This is a genomic window from Aureibaculum sp. 2308TA14-22 (assembly GCF_040538665.1).
GTDB lineage: Bacteria > Bacteroidota > Bacteroidia > Flavobacteriales > Flavobacteriaceae > Aureibaculum.
In genome coordinates this window covers 2,936,732-2,954,444 of sequence record NZ_JBEWXT010000001.1, presented here as the reverse complement: position 1 = coordinate 2,954,444, position 17,713 = coordinate 2,936,732, and the positions used below count along the sequence as shown (strand labels likewise).

Here is a 17,713-nt window from a genome sequence, read left to right as displayed (position 1 = left end):
TGTTTATGAAACACTTTTACAAGCTTTTTTCTTTTTTATTGCTTTCTTTATTAGGTGTTAATGTTTTTGCACAAGAGCTTTATGTGGGATCTGGTGTTGAATTTCACTTGAAAAAGGATTTAGATTTTACTACAAGTAATACCGTTGTTACACTAGGTTCAACTGGTGTTTTTTCGGTCGAAGCAGGCTCTGTTTGGGGTACTGACCAAGAATACGTAAATGGAAAAGTAGTTGCCTACGGAACTGGAGAAACCAAATTGCCTGTGGGCGATAACGGCGTTTATGCCCCGGTAATGTTAAATCATTCTATAAATTCAGAAGCACAATATTTTAATGCAACACCTACAAGCGGCACAAATGGTACTGATGTTGATGCCGTCTCTGATAAAGAATATTGGGAGTTGAACGGTCAAGGTGTAGTAACCTTGCCTTGGATTCCCGCAAGTGATATTACAACTTTAGTAAATGATAACGGCAGCAAGTTAAGTTCGGTTGCTGTGGTAGGATTAAATGGTGGAGTTTGGAATTTAGTAAGTGCTACAGAAACGAATGTGGTTACTGGAGACCTGTCCAATGGAACAGTTACAACAGATAATGCTAATGAAGTTGTTTTAAGTGGTTTTTCAGAATATACATTTGGGATCGACCACCAAGCAGTATTAGGTATTGACGATTTATTTATTACCAATGATATTCGGATTATTTCAAATCCTATAGATAACGATGCAGAACATATTCAATTTGTTTCAGCTAATCTAGTCAACCTTAAAGTTACCATTTTTGACTTATTAGGTAGAAAAATAAGTAATCAAAAAAATATTTCCGTTTCAAACAATCGTGGTTCAATCATAAAACCAAATTTAAAAAGCGGGATTTACTTATTAAAGTTTGAACACGAAGGTAAAAAAGTAACTAAAAAAATATTAATAAAATAATTTATAGAGTTATGAAAAAAATAATACTATTTATTTTCACAATTATAGCATCTGCTACTTGTTTTGCACAAGTAGGTATTGGCACTACCACTCCTGACGCTTCTTCGGCTTTGGAAATCGAATCAACCGACAAAGGCTTGTTAATACCAAGAATGACAACTGTTCAAAGAGCGGCAATTGCAACTCCTGCGTTGGGTTTATTGGTTTATGATACAGATACAAAATCTATTTGGAATTATGATGGAACTGCTTGGGTAGAAGGTGGTGGTGGAGCAGGTAAATTTGTGGATGGAGCTTCTCCTGAAATTGCTTATTTTGATGGTAGAGTTGGTATTGGAAGAAATGCTTTTTCAGATGCTCATAAACTATGGGTCGAAGGTAAAAAATCAACCGATGGATCAACTACATTAGTAAATGTAAAAGCGATATATGATGGTGCAGGTTCCAATGGATTTACATATGCAAATGCAAATACCGTTGAAAACAATGGTACAGGTACTATTGGATTTGGTATTGGTACTAGAAGCATAATAAAAAATAAAACTGGAGCCACTATTACCACTGCAGAATCGACTTTAGCTGAAATTGAAAATTTTGGGACTATTGATAATGCCTTTACTTCGACAGTAATTATAAGAAATGAAGGAACAATTTCGAAAACATATGGTCAGTATATTTTTTATTATGGTTCAGGCACAACAACTGACTCATATGGTCTTCATATAGACGCCAGTTTTAACAAAGGAACCAATGAAAATTACGCCATACATTCTGCTTCTGATGCCGATTCTTATTTTGAAGGTAGTATTGGAGTAGGAACCAAAAGCCCTCAGCAAAAATTACATGTTAACGGTGTAATGCGTTTAGAGCCTCAAGCTGCAGCACCAACTGGAGCATTAGGAGATATGTATGTCAACTCTACCGACAATAAACTATATTTTCATAATGGCACTGAATGGAAAGAAGTATCATTACTTTAATATTTTTTTGATTGTTTAAATATTTTACTACATTTGTCATAACAAATCAATTATGAATACAATTTTAAATAATACCTGGTGGTGGAATTCTCGAAACGCAAATTCGTGAACTAAACCATTGTATATTTAAATTAAAAATAACAAGGCTTGTCATTCACGACAAGCTTTTTTTATTATGAATAAATTCAAATTAAACACATCGTCAAAAAAAATAATTGCTGATACCATTACACCAGTGAGCGTGTATTTAAAAATTCGCGATCGTTTTCCCAATAGTATTCTGCTCGAAAGTAGTGATTATCATGCTAATGACAACAGTTTTTCATACATCTGTTTTAATCCAATTGCGACCATTAAAGTTGAAAATGAAAAGATTTTTCAGACTTTTCCTGACGGAACAAGCAAAATAATGGAAATTACTAATGAAACAGATGTTCCTACAGAGATTCATAAATTTTCTCAACGTTTTGATGTACAAAAAGATGAAGGTTTTAAATTTATCCATAACGGAATTTTTGGCTACACTGCGTATGATGCTGTTCGGTATTTTGAAGATGTAGAGATTTCAAAGAAGAAAGATTCTATTGTAATTCCTGATATATATTACGCTGTTTATCAGAATATTATCGCGATAAACCATTTTAAAAATCATGCCTATATTTTTGCACATGATTATAACGAAAAAAGCAATATAGAAGATTTGCATCAATTGGTTAAAGCACAGAATTTTACTACATATAAATTTACAAAAGATGGTGAGATTAGTTCTAATTTAACAGATAATGAATATAAGGAGCATGTAGAAATTGCCAAAAAGCATTGTGCTAGGGGTGATGTATTTCAATTGGTTTTGTCCAAAAAATTTAAACAATCTTTTAAAGGAGATGAATTTAATGTCTATAGAACTTTGCGGAGTATTAATCCTTCGCCATACCTCTTTTATTTTGATTATGGTGATTTTAAAATATTTGGTAGTTCCCCTGAAGCACAATTGGTAGTAAAAGATGGGCTAGCAGAAATTCACCCTATAGCAGGGACTTTTAAACGTTCTGGGAATGATGAACAAGATGCTATATTGGCAAAAAAACTATCACAAGACGACAAAGAAAACGACGAACACGTAATGTTGGTGGATTTGGCTAGAAACGATTTAAGCCGTCACGGTAGTCAGGTGAAAGTTGATACATATAGAGAAGTTCAATTCTTTTCTCATGTAATTCATTTGGTAAGTAAGGTTACGGGAAAAAAAGAGAAGAACACTTCTACAATGCAAGTTGTTGCTGACACTTTTCCTGCTGGCACATTAAGCGGTGCACCAAAACATAGGGCGATGCAGCTGATTGAACAATACGAAAAAACAAGCAGGGCTTTTTATGGAGGTGCTATTGGTTTTATGGATTTTGATGGTAATTTTAACCATGCCATTATGATTCGTACTTTTTTAAGCAAGAATCACGAATTACATTGGCAAGCCGGTGCGGGATTAGTATCAAAATCAGACCCAGAAAATGAATTGCAAGAAGTATATAACAAATTAGGAGCATTAACCCATGCCATAGAGTTGGCTGAACGTGTATAGGAATGAAGAAAATATTAGTCATAGATAACTACGATAGTTTTACCTATAATTTGGTACATTATTTAGAAGATTTAGGTTGTGAGGTTACCGTAAAACGAAACGACCAATTGACCTTAGGTGAAGTTGAAGCATTTGATAAGATTGTGCTTTCTCCTGGGCCAGGAATACCCGATGAAGCAGGGCTATTAAAAGAAATTATCAAACAATATGCTCCAACTAAAAGTATTTTGGGAGTTTGTTTAGGACAGCAGGCAATTGGTGAAGTTTTTGGAGGTAAAATCATCAATTTAAAAGAGGTTTATCATGGTGTTGCCACAAATGTTGAACTTACGGTTGATGATGAACCAATGTTTAAAGGTTTAGAAAAAAACTTTGAAGTGGGTCGTTACCACTCATGGGTTGTTGATACTAATTTACCCGATGTGTTAGAAGCCACTTCTTATGACGAAAATGGCCAAATAATGTCGTTAAGACATAAAAAGTACGATGTAAAAGGAGTGCAATATCACCCTGAATCAGTGCTTACCCCAAACGGAAAGCAATTATTGGAAAATTGGTTAAATTCTTAATGTCGAAATATGAAACAATTATTAAATAGATTAATCAATCATGAAACCATTTCAAAAGAAGAGGCTAAAAATGTATTGGTAAACATTTCTAAAGGAGAATACAACCCGAGTCAAATCGCAGCATTTTTAACAGTATATATGATGCGAAGTATTACTGTTGAAGAATTAGAAGGTTTTCGTGACGCATTATTAGATTTGTGTTTAGCAGTTGATTTTTCCGATTATAATACGATTGATTTATGCGGTACAGGTGGTGATGGTAAAAACACATTTAATATTTCTACTTTATCATCTTTTGTAGCTGCAGGTGCAGGAATTAACGTTACCAAACACGGTAATTATGGAGTTTCTTCAGTTTCTGGCTCAAGTAATGTTATGGAATATTTAGGAATAAAATTTAGCAATGAGCAAGATTTTTTAAGAAGGAGTTTAGATGAGACAGGAATTTGTGTTTTACATGCTCCTTTATTTCATCCCGCTATGAAGAATGTAGCACCCATACGAAAAGCATTAGGTGTAAAAACCTTTTTTAATATGTTGGGTCCAATGGTGAACCCAGCATTTCCAAAAAATCAACTTGTAGGTGTTTTTAACTTGGAATTGGCAAGGATGTATAGTTATTTATATCAAAATACAGATAAAAATTTTACAATTTTACATGCTCTAGATGGTTACGATGAGATTTCATTAACTGGAGCTACAAAAACAATAACCAATCATTCAGAGGCAATGTTAAGTCCTGATGATTTTGGAGTACAACCAATTACACCAGAAGAAATATTTGGTGGAAATTCAGTTGAAGAATCCGCCAAGATATTCATGGAAGTAATCAGTGGAAAAGGAACTGATGCCCAAAACAATGTAGTGTCTGCCAATGCTGGAATGGCAATAGCAACCGTTAAAAATTTACAACCAAAAGAAGGGTTTGAATTAGCAAAAGAGTCACTTTTAAGTGGTAAGGGATTAAAAACCTTAAAGAAGTTACAAGCAATTAGCTCTATTTAGCCAAAGGCTACGTAGAATGAGATAGTAAGAACTAAAAAATGACGATACTAGAAAAAATTATAGCAGATAAATACTTAGAAGTTCAACTTCGCAAAGGGGTGTTGCCAGTGTCGCAATTGGAAAAGTCTGTTTTCTTTGAACGTAAAACGATCTCATTAGCAGAAAGATTAAAAGAGAGTAATACGGGAATTATTGCTGAACATAAAAGACGTTCACCATCAAAATCTATCATAAATACTGGTTTTAATGTTTTTGACGTAGCCCGAGGCTATGAAGAGGCTGGAGTATCTGGTATGTCCGTTTTAACAGATGCTAAGTATTTTGGGGGCTCATTAGACGATTTATTATCAGCCAGAGCCAATTGTTACCTGCCTTTGTTGCGAAAAGAATTTATTATTGATGAATATCAATTATTAGTTGCGAAAGCCTATGGAGCAGATGTAGTTTTGTTGATTGCTGCTGTGTTATCACAAAAAGAAATCAAGCATTTTTCTGAATTTGCTAAGAGCCTTGGACTAGAAGTTTTGCTAGAAGTACATAATGAAGAAGAATTGCAAAAATCTATCATGCCTAGTTTAGACATGTTGGGTGTAAATAATAGAAACTTAAAAACCTTTGAGGTAAGTTTAGATAACAGTAAAAAACTAGCCTCCAAAATACCAAATGATTTTGTAAAAGTTTCAGAAAGTGGAATTAGTAGTGTCGAAGCTATAAAAGAATTACAACCTCATGGTTATAAGGGTTTTCTAATTGGTGAAAATTTTATGAAAACCGATGATGCTGGTAAAAGTGCAAAGGAATTTATAGACAAACTGAATTCGAAATAGTACGTCATGCTGAACACGTTTCAGCATCAAATAACAACGAGCGATGCAATTAAGTTATATTTACATAATGACCAATAAATACCGAACCACTTTTTATATAGGCGTAACTTCTAATTTAATGGAACGTGTAAATAATCATGCAGAAGGTTTAGGGTCTAAATTCACGAAAAAATATAATCTAACGGATTTTGTGTATTTTGAAGAATTTACAGACGTTAACTTAGCGATAAAAAGAGAAAAACAATTAAAAAATTGGCATCACGATTGGAAAGTAAATTTGATAAAAGAGAAAAATCCTAATTTGGAAACAATTAGTGTAATGCGACCCTTAACTAAATTCAGGGTTACGTAAACGAAAAAATATGAGGTTGAAAATTTGTGGGATGAAATATCATGAGAATATAATTGAGGTTGCTGCATTGCAACCTGATTATATGGGCTTTATATTTTATGATAAATCACCACGAAATTTTGAAGGTACTTTACCTGATTTAGCAAAGACGATTAAAAAAGTAGGGGTTTTTGTAAATGCTAGTATTGATGAGGTTATTAGTAAAATAGAAAGATATAACCTTCAAGCTGTTCAATTACATGGAGAAGAATCACCTGAATTTTGCAAGGCTCTCAAGCGTCACCCTGAATTTATTTCAGGGTCTGTGTTAGAAATCATCAAAGTATTCTCCATAAAAGATAAATTTGATTTTAGCATTCTAAAACCATATGAATCCGTTTGTGATTATTTTCTGTTCGATACCAAAGGAAAAAACCCAGGCGGAAATGGTTATACTTTTAATTGGAGTGTTTTAAGAGATTACCCATCTACAAAACCGTATTTTTTAAGTGGTGGAATTGGTTTGGAAGAAATAGAAAAGTTAGAAACATTTTTAAAAAGCGATGCATCCAGACATTGTCAAGTAATAGACGTAAATAGTAAATTTGAAATAGAAGCAGGATTAAAAGATGTTGAGAAGCTAAAAAAGTTTACGGACTTATTAAATATAGAATGAAAACAGTAAAACTTAGAACATTTGGAAATTATAAAATATCACCTAATGCAGTAAAAGGAGTTCCGATTGCCAAAACTGATTATGATAAGAAGAAGTTCATAAATAAATTAAAAAGGGAGGATTCTGGGGTTCTTTTAGCAATTAATCCTGGGACAAAAGAGTTAGACTTTCTACTCCAGATTACTGATGGAGAAGATATTTTTGCTTCAATGTTTTATGAACCAATTTTAACTTTTTTTACTCAAGCATATGATACTTATAATGGTGCCAAGAAAGCTAAATTGGACTTTAGGGTTGAACATGATACTTCGGAAATTAAAATTGTAAATACTCATGACTTCTCCGTTTTTATGCAATTAAAATTAAATTCCATTATAATGCTTCAAACATCGATAGAAGCTTTTATGAATTCTGTTATTCCTGAAGGTAAACTATTATATAAAAATGAAGAGAAAACTAAAAAACAAATTGAAAAAGAACTATCATTTAAAGATAAACTTAGATTTTTAAGTGATGAATTGACTGATGTGAATTTTAACATTAACGAAAAAGAAGATAAATTAATTTATGATTCTCTTTTGAATCTCAATAATATAAGAAAAGAGTTGGTACATATGAAAACTAATAGAGAAGAAATGTTTGAATCATTTATAGAATCTTTGCGAAATGCTCTTGGGTTCGATCTAGAAAAACAGTTTGTGTACTGCATAAACTTCATTAATAAAATAAAACCTAATTATATTGAATTAATTGATAAGAATGAGTTATAATATTGATAATAAAGGCTATTATGGTGAATTTGGTGGAGCATATATTCCAGAAATGCTCTATCCAAACGTAGAAGAGTTACGCCAAAACTATTTAAAAGTAATGGCTGAAAGTGATTTTCAAAAAGAATTTCAGCAGTTGCTAAAAGATTATGTGGGCAGGCCATCGCCATTGTACTTTGCAAAACGATTATCAGAAAAATACAACACAAAAATTTATTTAAAACGTGAAGATTTAAACCATACGGGTGCACACAAAATCAATAATACCATTGGGCAAATTTTGATGGCAAAAAGACTGGGTAAAAACCGAATTATTGCGGAAACTGGTGCGGGTCAACATGGTGTGGCTACGGCTACAGTTTGTGCGTTAATGGGTTTGGAATGTATTGTGTATATGGGCGAGATTGATATTGCTCGTCAAGCTCCAAATGTTGCCCGAATGAAAATGTTGGGAGCGACAGTTATACCAGCTTTATCAGGAAGTAGAACCCTAAAAGACGCCACAAATGAAGCCATACGTGATTGGATTAACAACCCTGTTGACACACATTATATTATTGGTTCAGTGGTTGGGCCGCATCCATATCCGGATATGGTAGCTCGTTTTCAAGCAGTAGTTTCGGAAGAAATACAATGGCAATTAAAAGAGAAAGAAGGGATAACTAAACCTGATTATGTTATTGCTTGTGTTGGTGGAGGTAGTAATGCCGCTGGAGCCTATTATCATTATTTAGAAGACACGGATGTAAAATTGATTGCTGTTGAAGCAGCAGGTTTAGGTGTTGACTCTGGTGAGAGTGCTGCAACTTCAGTGTTAGGTAAAGAAGGAATTATTCATGGAAGTAAAACCTTATTGATGCAGACTAATGACGGACAAATAACTGAGCCGTATTCTATTTCAGCGGGATTGGATTATCCTGGTGTAGGACCAATGCACGCACATTTATATAAATCGGGAAGAGCGGAGTTTATTTCTGTTACTGATGATGAAGCCATGCAAGCTGGATTAGAATTAAGTAAATTGGAAGGGATTATTCCTGCAATTGAAAGTTCGCATGCGTTAGCGGTTTTTGAAAAGAAAAAGTTTAAAAAGGATGATGTGGTTGTCTTAAGTTTGTCTGGGCGTGGTGATAAAGATTTGGAAACATATATCAACTATTTTGAATTGTAAAATGTACCCGACCTGCAAGGTTTTCAAAACCTTGTAGGTCTGTTAATAAAAATGCAATATGAACAGAATAAATCAAAAATTAAAAGAAAACAAACGTTTACTTTCTATATATTTTACAGCAGGTTATCCTAATTTGGAAGATACCGTAACCATTATCCAAAACCTGGAAAAATCAGGTGTGGATATGATCGAAATCGGTTTGCCGTTTAGCGATCCTCTTGCGGATGGCCCAACAATACAGGCCAGTTCTACCCAAGCTCTAAAAAATGGAATGACAAGTGAAATTTTATTCGAACAACTTAGAAGCATCAGAAAATCAGTAAATATTCCTTTATTAATTATGGGATATTTTAACCCAATATTACAATATGGTGTTGAAAAGTTCTGTGCAACATGTGAAGGTATTGGTATTGACGGAATGATAATTCCAGATTTGCCTGTAGATGTTTATAACGAAAAATACAAGTATATCTTTGAGAAACACGGTTTAATAAATGTATTTTTAATTACACCACAAACTTCTAGTGAACGCATCCGTTTTATTGATTCTATTTCAAACGGATTTATTTATATGGTTAGTAGTGCCAGTGTTACGGGTAGCCAATCGGGTTTTGGTAAGGAACAGACAGAATATTTTGAACGTATTGAAAAAATGAATTTAAAGAATCCGCAAGTTATTGGTTTTGGTATTTCTGAAAATAAAACGTTTACACAAGCTACCAACCATGCTAAAGGAGCAATTATTGGATCGGCATTTATAAAACATTTGACAAGTTTTGGTGTAGATAGTGTTAATAAATTTGTTAGCAATATTTTAAATAGTTAACTCCAATTAAATCAACCCATTAAGATTTTTTGTACTTTTGCCAAATAAAATTTGTTCAAATAACTCTAAAACTAATTATCAAAATGGGCATAAAAAAATTATTAAGCTTGCTGCTTTTTGCCCCTATCTTTCTTTTTACAATAACTGGTTCTGGTCAATTGGAACTAAATGATTCAGAAGATTTCTTAAAAACAACTGACACCATTCCTAAAAAAAACCTTGAGAATAAGGTAACCAATTTAGAAAAAAGAGCCTTAAAAATCTTTCCTAATCCTGTAAAAGAAGTTCTGATTATTGGTACTTTAAATGCTAAAAGTGATGCTGTAAATACGGTTCATATTTTTAACAACCTAGGTCAGCTTGTACATCAAAATTCTTCAATAGCGACTGAAAATAATCAGATTAAAATTAAAACCGAAAGCCTTAAACCTGGTGTTTATTACCTTAAGGTTAATAAAGGAAGTATTTCTAAGTTTATTAAGATATAGCCACAACTATAATTCCCAAAAAAATAGTTCAATACCAAATACTTTTTTAGGTACGATATTTGCTATCTTTACGCCTAGATGAAACTCAAAAAATTCTCCTTACGGAGCAGAATCTTTTTTGCTATGATCCTATTGGTGGTTATAGCTTCTATTTTGATTGCACTGACTGCTATTTATCAGTATAACGAGCAGACCAAAGATTATCATGAAGATCGTTTGTTGCGTAAAGAAAATGCAGTTAAGGCCAGTATCGATATTGAATTGCAGCGTAGAACTACTTTCCCAGTAGAAGAGAAATATTTGCATTCAATATTTAAAGATAAAATTTATGATATTTCTGACATAAATCAGTTGGATATTATGATTTTCAACTTGGCTGGTGAACTACAAATTAGCTCTTCATCTGATTTTACAGAGGATACCACGGAGCATAAAATATCTCAGAGAGTGTTAACTCAATTGGCCGAAAGCCCAAACCATAGAGTAGTTGTTGAAGATCAAACTCCAAGCGGTATAAAATATAAATCATCTTACACTTATTTTAATGATAGAAAGTTTAAGCCTGTAGGAATTTTGCACGTTCATTATTTAAAAGACAACTCCTTTCAACAAGAAGAGCTTAAGGAATTTTTATCACGATTGGCTTTTGTCTATTTGTTTATGTTGCTTATAGCGATTGGTATTGCTTATTTTGTTTCTAAATACATAACACAGTCAATAAAAACCGTAAGCGAAAAAATGGCAAAAACGGCTTTGGGAAAGAGTAATGAAAAAATTATTTTAGATAATGCCAGTTTAGAAATTTACAATTTGGTCAATGCCTATAATGATATGGTTGATGAACTTGAAGATAGTGCTCTTAAATTGGCAAAAAGCCAGCGTGAACAGGCTTGGCGTGAAATGGCAAAACAAGTAGCACATGAAATTAAAAATCCGCTGACCCCAATGCGGCTAACGGTTCAGAGTTTTGAACAACGTTTTGATGCTAAAGATCCTAACATAAAATCTAAAATTCATGAATTTAGTAATTCCCTAATTCAGCAAATAGATACCATGAGTTCTATAGCTTCGGCATTTTCTAATTTTGCTGAAATGCCCAAGCAAAATAGTGAAAGCTTAAATGTTGTTGAAGTTGTAAAACTAGCATTAGATATTTTTAATGAAGATGATGTCCATTATTTTCATGAAGATAATGAAATTGTAGCTAAATTAGATAAAACACAATTAATTAGAGTTGTTACCAATTTGATTAAAAATGCGGTTCAATCAACTGAAAATAAAGAAGACGCAAAAATTGAAGTAAGGGTGGCTGAGGAAAACGAAAAGGTTATTATTACTGTTGCGGATAATGGTTTGGGAATAGATGAAGAAGTGAAAAATAAAATTTTTGAACCTAAATTTACTACAAAATCGAGCGGCATGGGCTTGGGCTTGGCAATGGTAAAAAATATTGTTGAGGCTTATGACGGAAATATTACCTTTGTATCAGAATTAGGAGTTGGTTCGGTCTTTACCGTTACCATTCCAAAAAATTAAAAACATGTCTTACAACAATATTCTAATTGAGCAAGAAAGTAAAATTGCTACAATTACTGTAAACCGTCCAAGTAAATTAAATGCTCTAAACAAAGAAACGCTTTCGGAATTGCATAACGCTTTTTCTATGGCTGATTCAGATGAAGATATTCGCGTTATTATTTTAACAGGTAGCGGAGAAAAAGCTTTTGTCGCTGGGGCGGATATTGCCGAATTTGCCGATTTTGATGTTAAACAAGGTTCTCAATTAGCAAAAGACGGACAAGAATTGGTTTTCAATTTTATAGAAAATTTATCTACTCCGGTAATTGCAGCTATCAATGGTTTTGCTCTTGGGGGTGGACTAGAATTGGCAATGGCTTGTCATTTTAGAATTGCCTCTGATAATGCTAAAATGGGTTTGCCAGAAACCAGTTTAGGTGTTATTCCGGGCTATGGAGGCACCCAACGTTTGCCACAATTAGTTGGTAAGGGTAAAGCTATGGAAATGATTATGACTGCTAGGATGATTAATGCCGACGAAGCCTTAAAAGTTGGCTTGATAAATTATAATGTAACTCAAGAAGAATTATTGCCATTGGCCGAAAAATTAGCGAATAAGATTATACAAAATTCCCCTCTGGCAATTGCTTCTGCCATAAAAGCTGTAAATGCTGGATTTAAAGAAGGCACTAATGGTTATAATAAAGAGATTAAGCAATTTGGAAAATGTTTTGGTACAGATGATTTTACAGAAGGTACTACTGCATTTTTGGAAAAGCGAAAAGCTAATTTTTAGTAATAGTAAACTACAAACCTTTTGAAACCATTTTCTAAAATAGCTGTAATTCTAATTTCATTTTTATTTTTTAATGTGGGAGAAGGTTATGCTCAAGATGTTAAAGATAATTTTAAAGAATATAATAGACTTGGCGATTCTGTAGCTAAGCACAGAAAAGATAATTCCCGTTTGGCAATTGAGTTCGCTAAAAAACAATTGCAATTAGCAGAAAAATATAAGGACACAACTAAGATTATAATTGCGTTACATGAAATTGGCAGAAACACTCAATTTATTGCAGAGTTTAAGGAGTCTGTAGTATATTTTAAAAGAGAGTTAGGTTTATTAAAGCGTTTTGATATTAAAAAAGATACGTTATTTGATAATATTTCAAAGTATACACAAATTGAAGTCTTAGCTCAATTAGGTCAAAACTATGCTACACTTGGTCAAATTAAAAAAGCCTTTAGCACCTATGATGAGTGTGTAAAAATAGCCCAAAGAGAAAATTTAGAGTTTTACAAAGCAATAATGCCAACAATTATTGCCGATTTGCATTATACTATAGGTAACTATAAAGAGGCTTTAGCAAGACATAAAGAATCTTTTAACGGACTGAAGTCTGTAGATGATATAACTGAAAACACTAGGATTTATAATAGTGGAGCTATAATTCTCTCTATGAGTAACACCTACTTAAAGTTAAATGAAAAAGATTCGGCACTTTGGGTATTAGATAAGGGCGTAAAAGAGAAATTAGACACGCTAGAGCTATCTATTAAAACAAGTTTCAAAGCCCAACGCGGTAAAGTTTACCTAGAAAAAAAAGAATTTGAGAAAGCTCTTATTTATTTAAAAGAAGCAGAAAAAATAGCTTATCGATATGATTCGGTTTTAGCACCAGCTATGGTTAGCCTACCACTAGCAGAAACCTATTATAACCTAAGAAATTACGATAATGCAATTACTACTTTAGAAAAAGGGATTGACGTAAAGAAACAAAGAACCAAAGAAATTTACCTTACAGAAGACTATAAGTTATTGGCAAAAATTTATAAGGAAGTAGGTAATCTAGAGAAATCAAATGAAAATTTTGAGAAATACATATTAAATCAAACTGCTTTAGAAAAGAGTAAAGACACTATTTCTTCAACATTTCATGCAAAGCAGTTATCAAATTTAGAAAGAGAGAAATCATCTCAAAAGAATAAATTTTCCTTAGTGGTGGGTTTAGTGTCTCTAGTAGCACTGGGTTTGCTGTTTTTGGTTCTTTATCTTTTTAAAGAGAAAAAGAAAAACGCTATAAAATTTAAAAATTTAGTAGTGAAAACAAATCAGGATAGTGCTGCTAAACTTGAAATTATTGATACAAAAGATAGTGTATTAGAAGAAAAAGTTTCAGCAGAAGTAAACCAAGAGACTACCGAACAAATTTTATCTGGTCTTCAAAAATTAAAAGAACAAGAATACTTTTTAAAACAGGAATGTAATTCATATAACGTTGCAAAAAAAATAAAGACAAATACATCCTACCTTTCTAAAGTAATTAATTCGCATTTTGAAAAAAACTTTAATACCTATATCAATGATTTGAGAATTAATTATGCTGTTTTACGATTAAAAAACGACAGTAGGTTTCGTTCATTTTCCGTTCAATCTATTGCTGAAGAGTTGGGTTATAAAAGTGCAGATTCTTTTACAAAATACTTCAAATTACGTACAGGTTTAAATCCTTCTTTTTACATAAAACAATTAAATTCTCTTTCTTAAAATTCTTTCTTTAACCCCAAATTTATAAATTTAGGGTTGCTATACTTCTTACTTATACTAATTGCACAAATCATTGTTAATTATTTGAATGTCAATTTTTTAACGCTTAAAAATTAACCCTATTTTTCTAAAACTAGGTTAGCTTTGCTTGTTTTACATTTTTTTTAGAAGGTTATTTGTTTCAGAAATCATTGAGAAATTAGTAGCTCAAAAATGTAATATTATGATAAACAAGAACACTTATGTAAAAACAGGAATTATAATACTTGTATTGGTTTTAGTTGCTGTATTTGTAAATGGATTTTTAGATGGCTATCAAGATGCCGCAGACAAGTCAATACTAATTACCGAAGTATTAGAAGATAATTGTGATTGTAAAGAGGTGAGTCAATTAATCTATGCAAAAGGATTACAACTTGGAAAAGATGGAATTTCTACCGAAAAAGCTGAATACGAATTAATAGACTGTAATTATAAGTCAATAGAAGAAGAAGCTATTCGTATTAATAAAATCTTAAAAAAAGAAGTAAAAGATTTTGCAACATTTGATTTGTTAACACTAGAGTTTAGCAATAACTTAAATCGCGAGACCGTAACTATAAAAAATGGTGTCATCCAATAATTAATTTAAAACTCAAAAAAATGATAGTAGTAGTAATAGAAGTAATCGTTAAAATAATTGAGGCAGTTATATTTTAAGACAAGTATTTCAGAGTACTTAATTCTTTAAGAATATACCTCTATAAAACAAAGAATAATTCATATTTTTAACATCCAAAACTAAATACCATGCACTTTTTAAAATACGAACTAAACAAAAACTATATTATGAAAACAAAAAAAATATTTTTATTAGTACTTGTACTTTTTTCGTTACAAGTATTTAGCCAACAAAGTAATGTACCGATAATTGACCGTGAAATATTTTTCGGAAATCCTGAAATATCTGCCGGTCAGTTGAGCCCTGATGGGCAATGGATATCTTTCCTTAAAGAATATGATGGCATTATGAACATTTGGGTGAAAAAATTTGATGAATCTTTTGATAAGGCAAAACCATTGACTAATAACGAAAGACCCATTGGTGGATACTTTTGGACCTATGATAGTAAAAATATCTTATTCGTTAAGGACAATAAAGGTGACGAAAACTATAATATTTATGGAGTAAAACCCGATGCTGTAGCTGATGAAGCAACAGGTGTGCCATCATCAAAAAACTTAAGCCCAATGAAAGATGTAAGGGTTCAAATTTTTCAGGTAAGTAGAAAAAATCCAAATGAAATAATGGTTGGTATTAATGATCGCGATAAAGCATGGCACGATTTGTACAAGCTAGATATAAATACAGGTAAATTAGAGTTGTTATATAAAAATGAAAATAGAATTACCGGATGGAATTTTGATTGGGATGAAAATCCCCGTTTAGCCTACAGAACCAATGAAGCTGGTTTTTCAGAAATTCATCGAATTGATGGCGATAATAAATTCACAAAAATATATGAAACAAACTTACAAGAAAGTGCTTATGTAGCGGGTTGGAATAAAGATAATACCAAAATGTATTTGGTGTCTAATAAAGGCGATGTTAACTTTTCTACATTGTACACTATGGATCCGAAAACGCTAAAAATTGAAAAAATTGAAAGTGACCCAAAAAACAAAGTAGATTTTGGAGGATTATTTTTAGAAAACAATACACGTGAAATAATATACACGGCTTATACTTATGATAAAAGTGAAATTCTTTGGAAAAATAAGAAATGGGAAAAGATGTACAATTACCTTAAGGGTAAATTTAAAGGCAAAGAGTTAGGTATTACCAGTTCTACGGCAGATTATAAGCAGATGTTGATTTCTGTTAGTAGTGATAATTCTGCTTCCGCAACTTATTATTTTAATTGGGATACTAAAAAATTAGTTCATCAATATACTCCAAGACCACGCTTAAAAGAGGTAGAGAAATACTTAGCTAAAATGGAACCAGTTTCTTACAAAAGTAGTGATGGATTGGAAATTCCAGGATATTTAACCGTTCCTGTGGGTGCAGAAAAGAAGAATTTACCAATGGTGGTTTTAGTGCATGGTGGACCAAAAGGGCCAAGAGATTACTGGGGTTATAATCCTTATGCCCAGATTTTGGCAAACAGAGGTTACGCTGTTTTACAACCAAACTTTAGAGCAAGTGGAGGTTATGGTAAGGCATTTTTAAATGCTGGTGACAGACAATGGGGTAAATTAATGCAAGATGATATTACATGGGGCGTAAAACATTTTATTGCAGAGGGTATTGCAGATAAAGATAGAGTGGCCATTATGGGTGGAAGTTATGGTGGTTATGCAACGTTGGCCGGTTTGGCTTTTACACCTGATGTTTATGCTTGTGGTGTTGATATTGTTGGACCAAGTAACTTGTTTACACTACTAGAGTCTATACCAGCATATTGGGAATCTTTTAGAAAAAGTTTGTATGAAATGACTGGCGATCCTGAAACAGAAGAAGGAAAAAAACTAATCAAAGAGGCTAGCCCATTATTTCATGCCGATAAAATAACAAAACCTTTGTTAATTATTCAAGGAGCTAATGACCCTAGAGTTAAACAGGCAGAGAGTGACCAAATAGTTGTTTCTATGAGAGACTCTGGAAAGGATGTTGAATATATCTTGGCAGACGATGAAGGTCATGGTTTTAGAAAGCCAAATAATAATATGGCAATGTGGGTAGCTATTGAGAAGTTTTTAGCCAAACATTTAGATGGACGTTATCAAAAAGATATGACTGAGGAAGTGGCTAAACGTCTTAAAGAAATTACACAAGATGTTTCTAAAGTAGTTTATAAAAAGGCTGAAAAAGTTAGTGTTGCCAAAACATTGCCTGAATTGAGTGATGATTTAGTAGCGTCAACAAATCAATATGATGTAACCGTTGAAGTGCAAGGTCAAAAAATACCCATGCAATCTACCAGAGAAATTAAAAAAGAAGGAACACAATGGGTTGTTAAAGATGCGTCAACATCTGCCATGGGTAATACAGAAGACGTTATTTATTTAGAAAACATGGCACCTGTAAAAAGAATTATTAAGCAAGGAGGTCAAACTTTTGAAATTAATTACTCAAATGATAAAATTTCATTGACTATGATGGGTAAAACCACTGAATTTCCTTTAGATGGAGCTTTCTTGACAAATGGTGCGGGATATGATTTACTGGTGGCACGTTTACCATTAGCAGAAGGATATGAAACTTCTTTTTATAATTTAGATATGATGTCTCAAAAACTAAAGACAATGAAGTTAAGCGTTGTTGGGAAAGAGAATAATAAATGGAAAGTAAACATTTATAATGTAGAAAATGAAAAAGAGCTAACCACAATGTTGGTTAATGCTGACAAAAAAATGGCGAGTAAAATTGAGCAGGTTATACCAGCTATGGGCAATGCAAAAATTACTACCTCTTTAAAATAAGGTTTAACATATTAAAAGTGGGATT

General features: G+C 32.5%; 17 protein-coding genes. All 17 read left to right on the top strand.

What is annotated here, in order from left to right:
• The first annotated feature begins 5 nt into the window (after positions 1-5).
• Positions 6-935: a T9SS type A sorting domain-containing protein gene (locus U5A88_RS13260; protein WP_354207201.1), complete on the top strand. Its 930-nt coding sequence runs from the start codon at positions 6-8 to the stop codon at positions 933-935.
• An 11-nt stretch (positions 936-946) separates the two neighbouring features.
• Positions 947-1,915: a hypothetical protein gene (locus tag U5A88_RS13255; protein WP_354207199.1), complete on the top strand. Its 969-nt coding sequence runs from the start codon at positions 947-949 to the stop codon at positions 1,913-1,915.
• 175 nt (positions 1,916-2,090) lie between these two features.
• Positions 2,091-3,494, top strand: a complete 1,404-nt coding sequence (locus tag U5A88_RS13250; RefSeq protein WP_354207198.1) for an anthranilate synthase component I family protein — start codon at positions 2,091-2,093, stop codon at positions 3,492-3,494.
• A gap of 2 nt (positions 3,495-3,496) precedes the next feature.
• Positions 3,497-4,063, top strand: coding sequence for an anthranilate synthase component II (locus tag U5A88_RS13245; RefSeq protein ID WP_354207196.1), 567 nt, complete (start codon positions 3,497-3,499; stop codon positions 4,061-4,063).
• Between the two features lie 9 nt (positions 4,064-4,072).
• On the top strand, positions 4,073-5,068 hold the full coding sequence (trpD, locus tag U5A88_RS13240; protein WP_354207195.1) for an anthranilate phosphoribosyltransferase: 996 nt from the start codon (positions 4,073-4,075) through the stop codon (positions 5,066-5,068).
• A gap of 38 nt (positions 5,069-5,106) precedes the next feature.
• Positions 5,107-5,895, top strand: coding sequence for an indole-3-glycerol phosphate synthase TrpC (trpC, locus tag U5A88_RS13235; protein ID WP_354207193.1), 789 nt, complete (start codon positions 5,107-5,109; stop codon positions 5,893-5,895).
• Positions 5,896-5,938: 43 nt separating this feature from the next.
• The gene (locus U5A88_RS13230; RefSeq protein WP_354207191.1) at positions 5,939-6,247 is read left to right on the top strand and encodes a GIY-YIG nuclease family protein; all 309 of its coding nucleotides are present in this window, start codon (positions 5,939-5,941) and stop codon (positions 6,245-6,247) included.
• A gap of 10 nt (positions 6,248-6,257) precedes the next feature.
• On the top strand, positions 6,258-6,902 hold the full coding sequence (locus tag U5A88_RS13225) for a phosphoribosylanthranilate isomerase (RefSeq protein WP_354207189.1): 645 nt from the start codon (positions 6,258-6,260) through the stop codon (positions 6,900-6,902).
• Positions 6,899-7,672 (top strand): hypothetical protein, encoded by a 774-nt coding sequence (locus U5A88_RS13220; RefSeq protein WP_354207187.1) that lies wholly within the window; start codon positions 6,899-6,901, stop codon positions 7,670-7,672. The genes U5A88_RS13225 and U5A88_RS13220 overlap by 4 nt, the downstream gene beginning before the upstream one ends.
• On the top strand, positions 7,662-8,843 hold the full coding sequence (gene trpB / locus U5A88_RS13215; RefSeq protein ID WP_354207185.1) for a tryptophan synthase subunit beta: 1,182 nt from the start codon (positions 7,662-7,664) through the stop codon (positions 8,841-8,843). The genes U5A88_RS13220 and trpB overlap by 11 nt, the downstream gene beginning before the upstream one ends.
• 58 nt (positions 8,844-8,901) lie before the next feature.
• Positions 8,902-9,669 carry a tryptophan synthase subunit alpha gene (gene trpA, locus U5A88_RS13210; protein WP_354207183.1) on the top strand — a complete coding sequence of 256 codons (768 nt, stop codon included), beginning with the start codon at positions 8,902-8,904 and terminating at the stop codon, positions 9,667-9,669.
• An 83-nt stretch (positions 9,670-9,752) separates the two neighbouring features.
• Positions 9,753-10,157 carry a T9SS type A sorting domain-containing protein gene (locus U5A88_RS13205; protein ID WP_354207181.1) on the top strand — a complete coding sequence of 135 codons (405 nt, stop codon included), beginning with the start codon at positions 9,753-9,755 and terminating at the stop codon, positions 10,155-10,157.
• 78 nt (positions 10,158-10,235) lie between these two features.
• Complete coding sequence (locus tag U5A88_RS13200; protein ID WP_354207179.1) at positions 10,236-11,693, top strand: sensor histidine kinase; 1,458 nt, start codon at positions 10,236-10,238, stop codon at positions 11,691-11,693.
• Between the two features lie 4 nt (positions 11,694-11,697).
• The gene (locus tag U5A88_RS13195; RefSeq protein ID WP_354207178.1) at positions 11,698-12,471 is read left to right on the top strand and encodes an enoyl-CoA hydratase/isomerase family protein; all 774 of its coding nucleotides are present in this window, start codon (positions 11,698-11,700) and stop codon (positions 12,469-12,471) included.
• 21 nt (positions 12,472-12,492) lie between these two features.
• Complete coding sequence (locus tag U5A88_RS13190; RefSeq protein WP_354207176.1) at positions 12,493-14,223, top strand: AraC family transcriptional regulator; 1,731 nt, start codon at positions 12,493-12,495, stop codon at positions 14,221-14,223.
• Positions 14,224-14,446: 223 nt separating this feature from the next.
• The gene (locus tag U5A88_RS13185) at positions 14,447-14,845 is read left to right on the top strand and encodes a hypothetical protein (RefSeq protein WP_354207174.1); all 399 of its coding nucleotides are present in this window, start codon (positions 14,447-14,449) and stop codon (positions 14,843-14,845) included.
• A gap of 206 nt (positions 14,846-15,051) precedes the next feature.
• On the top strand, positions 15,052-17,688 hold the full coding sequence (locus tag U5A88_RS13180; protein WP_354207172.1) for a S9 family peptidase: 2,637 nt from the start codon (positions 15,052-15,054) through the stop codon (positions 17,686-17,688).
• Positions 17,689-17,713: the final 25 nt, after the last annotated feature.

Bases quoted from the DNA above. Each gene is read 5' to 3' on its own strand.
- U5A88_RS13260 (WP_354207201.1), top strand. From the start codon at position 6: ATGAAACACTTTTACAAGCTTTTTTCTTTTTTATTGCTTTCTTTATTA.
- U5A88_RS13255 (WP_354207199.1), top strand. From the start codon at position 947: ATGAAAAAAATAATACTATTTATTTTCACAATTATAGCATCTGCTACT.
- U5A88_RS13250 (WP_354207198.1), top strand. From the start codon at position 2,091: ATGAATAAATTCAAATTAAACACATCGTCAAAAAAAATAATTGCTGAT.
- U5A88_RS13245 (WP_354207196.1), top strand. From the start codon at position 3,497: ATGAAGAAAATATTAGTCATAGATAACTACGATAGTTTTACCTATAAT.
- trpD (WP_354207195.1), top strand. From the start codon at position 4,073: ATGAAACAATTATTAAATAGATTAATCAATCATGAAACCATTTCAAAA.
- trpC (WP_354207193.1), top strand. From the start codon at position 5,107: ATGACGATACTAGAAAAAATTATAGCAGATAAATACTTAGAAGTTCAA.
- U5A88_RS13230 (WP_354207191.1), top strand. From the start codon at position 5,939: ATGCAATTAAGTTATATTTACATAATGACCAATAAATACCGAACCACT.
- U5A88_RS13225 (WP_354207189.1), top strand. From the start codon at position 6,258: ATGAGGTTGAAAATTTGTGGGATGAAATATCATGAGAATATAATTGAG.
- U5A88_RS13220 (WP_354207187.1), top strand. From the start codon at position 6,899: ATGAAAACAGTAAAACTTAGAACATTTGGAAATTATAAAATATCACCT.
- trpB (WP_354207185.1), top strand. From the start codon at position 7,662: ATGAGTTATAATATTGATAATAAAGGCTATTATGGTGAATTTGGTGGA.
- trpA (WP_354207183.1), top strand. From the start codon at position 8,902: ATGAACAGAATAAATCAAAAATTAAAAGAAAACAAACGTTTACTTTCT.
- U5A88_RS13205 (WP_354207181.1), top strand. From the start codon at position 9,753: ATGGGCATAAAAAAATTATTAAGCTTGCTGCTTTTTGCCCCTATCTTT.
- U5A88_RS13200 (WP_354207179.1), top strand. From the start codon at position 10,236: ATGAAACTCAAAAAATTCTCCTTACGGAGCAGAATCTTTTTTGCTATG.
- U5A88_RS13195 (WP_354207178.1), top strand. From the start codon at position 11,698: ATGTCTTACAACAATATTCTAATTGAGCAAGAAAGTAAAATTGCTACA.
- U5A88_RS13185 (WP_354207174.1), top strand. From the start codon at position 14,447: ATGATAAACAAGAACACTTATGTAAAAACAGGAATTATAATACTTGTA.
- U5A88_RS13180 (WP_354207172.1), top strand. From the start codon at position 15,052: ATGAAAACAAAAAAAATATTTTTATTAGTACTTGTACTTTTTTCGTTA.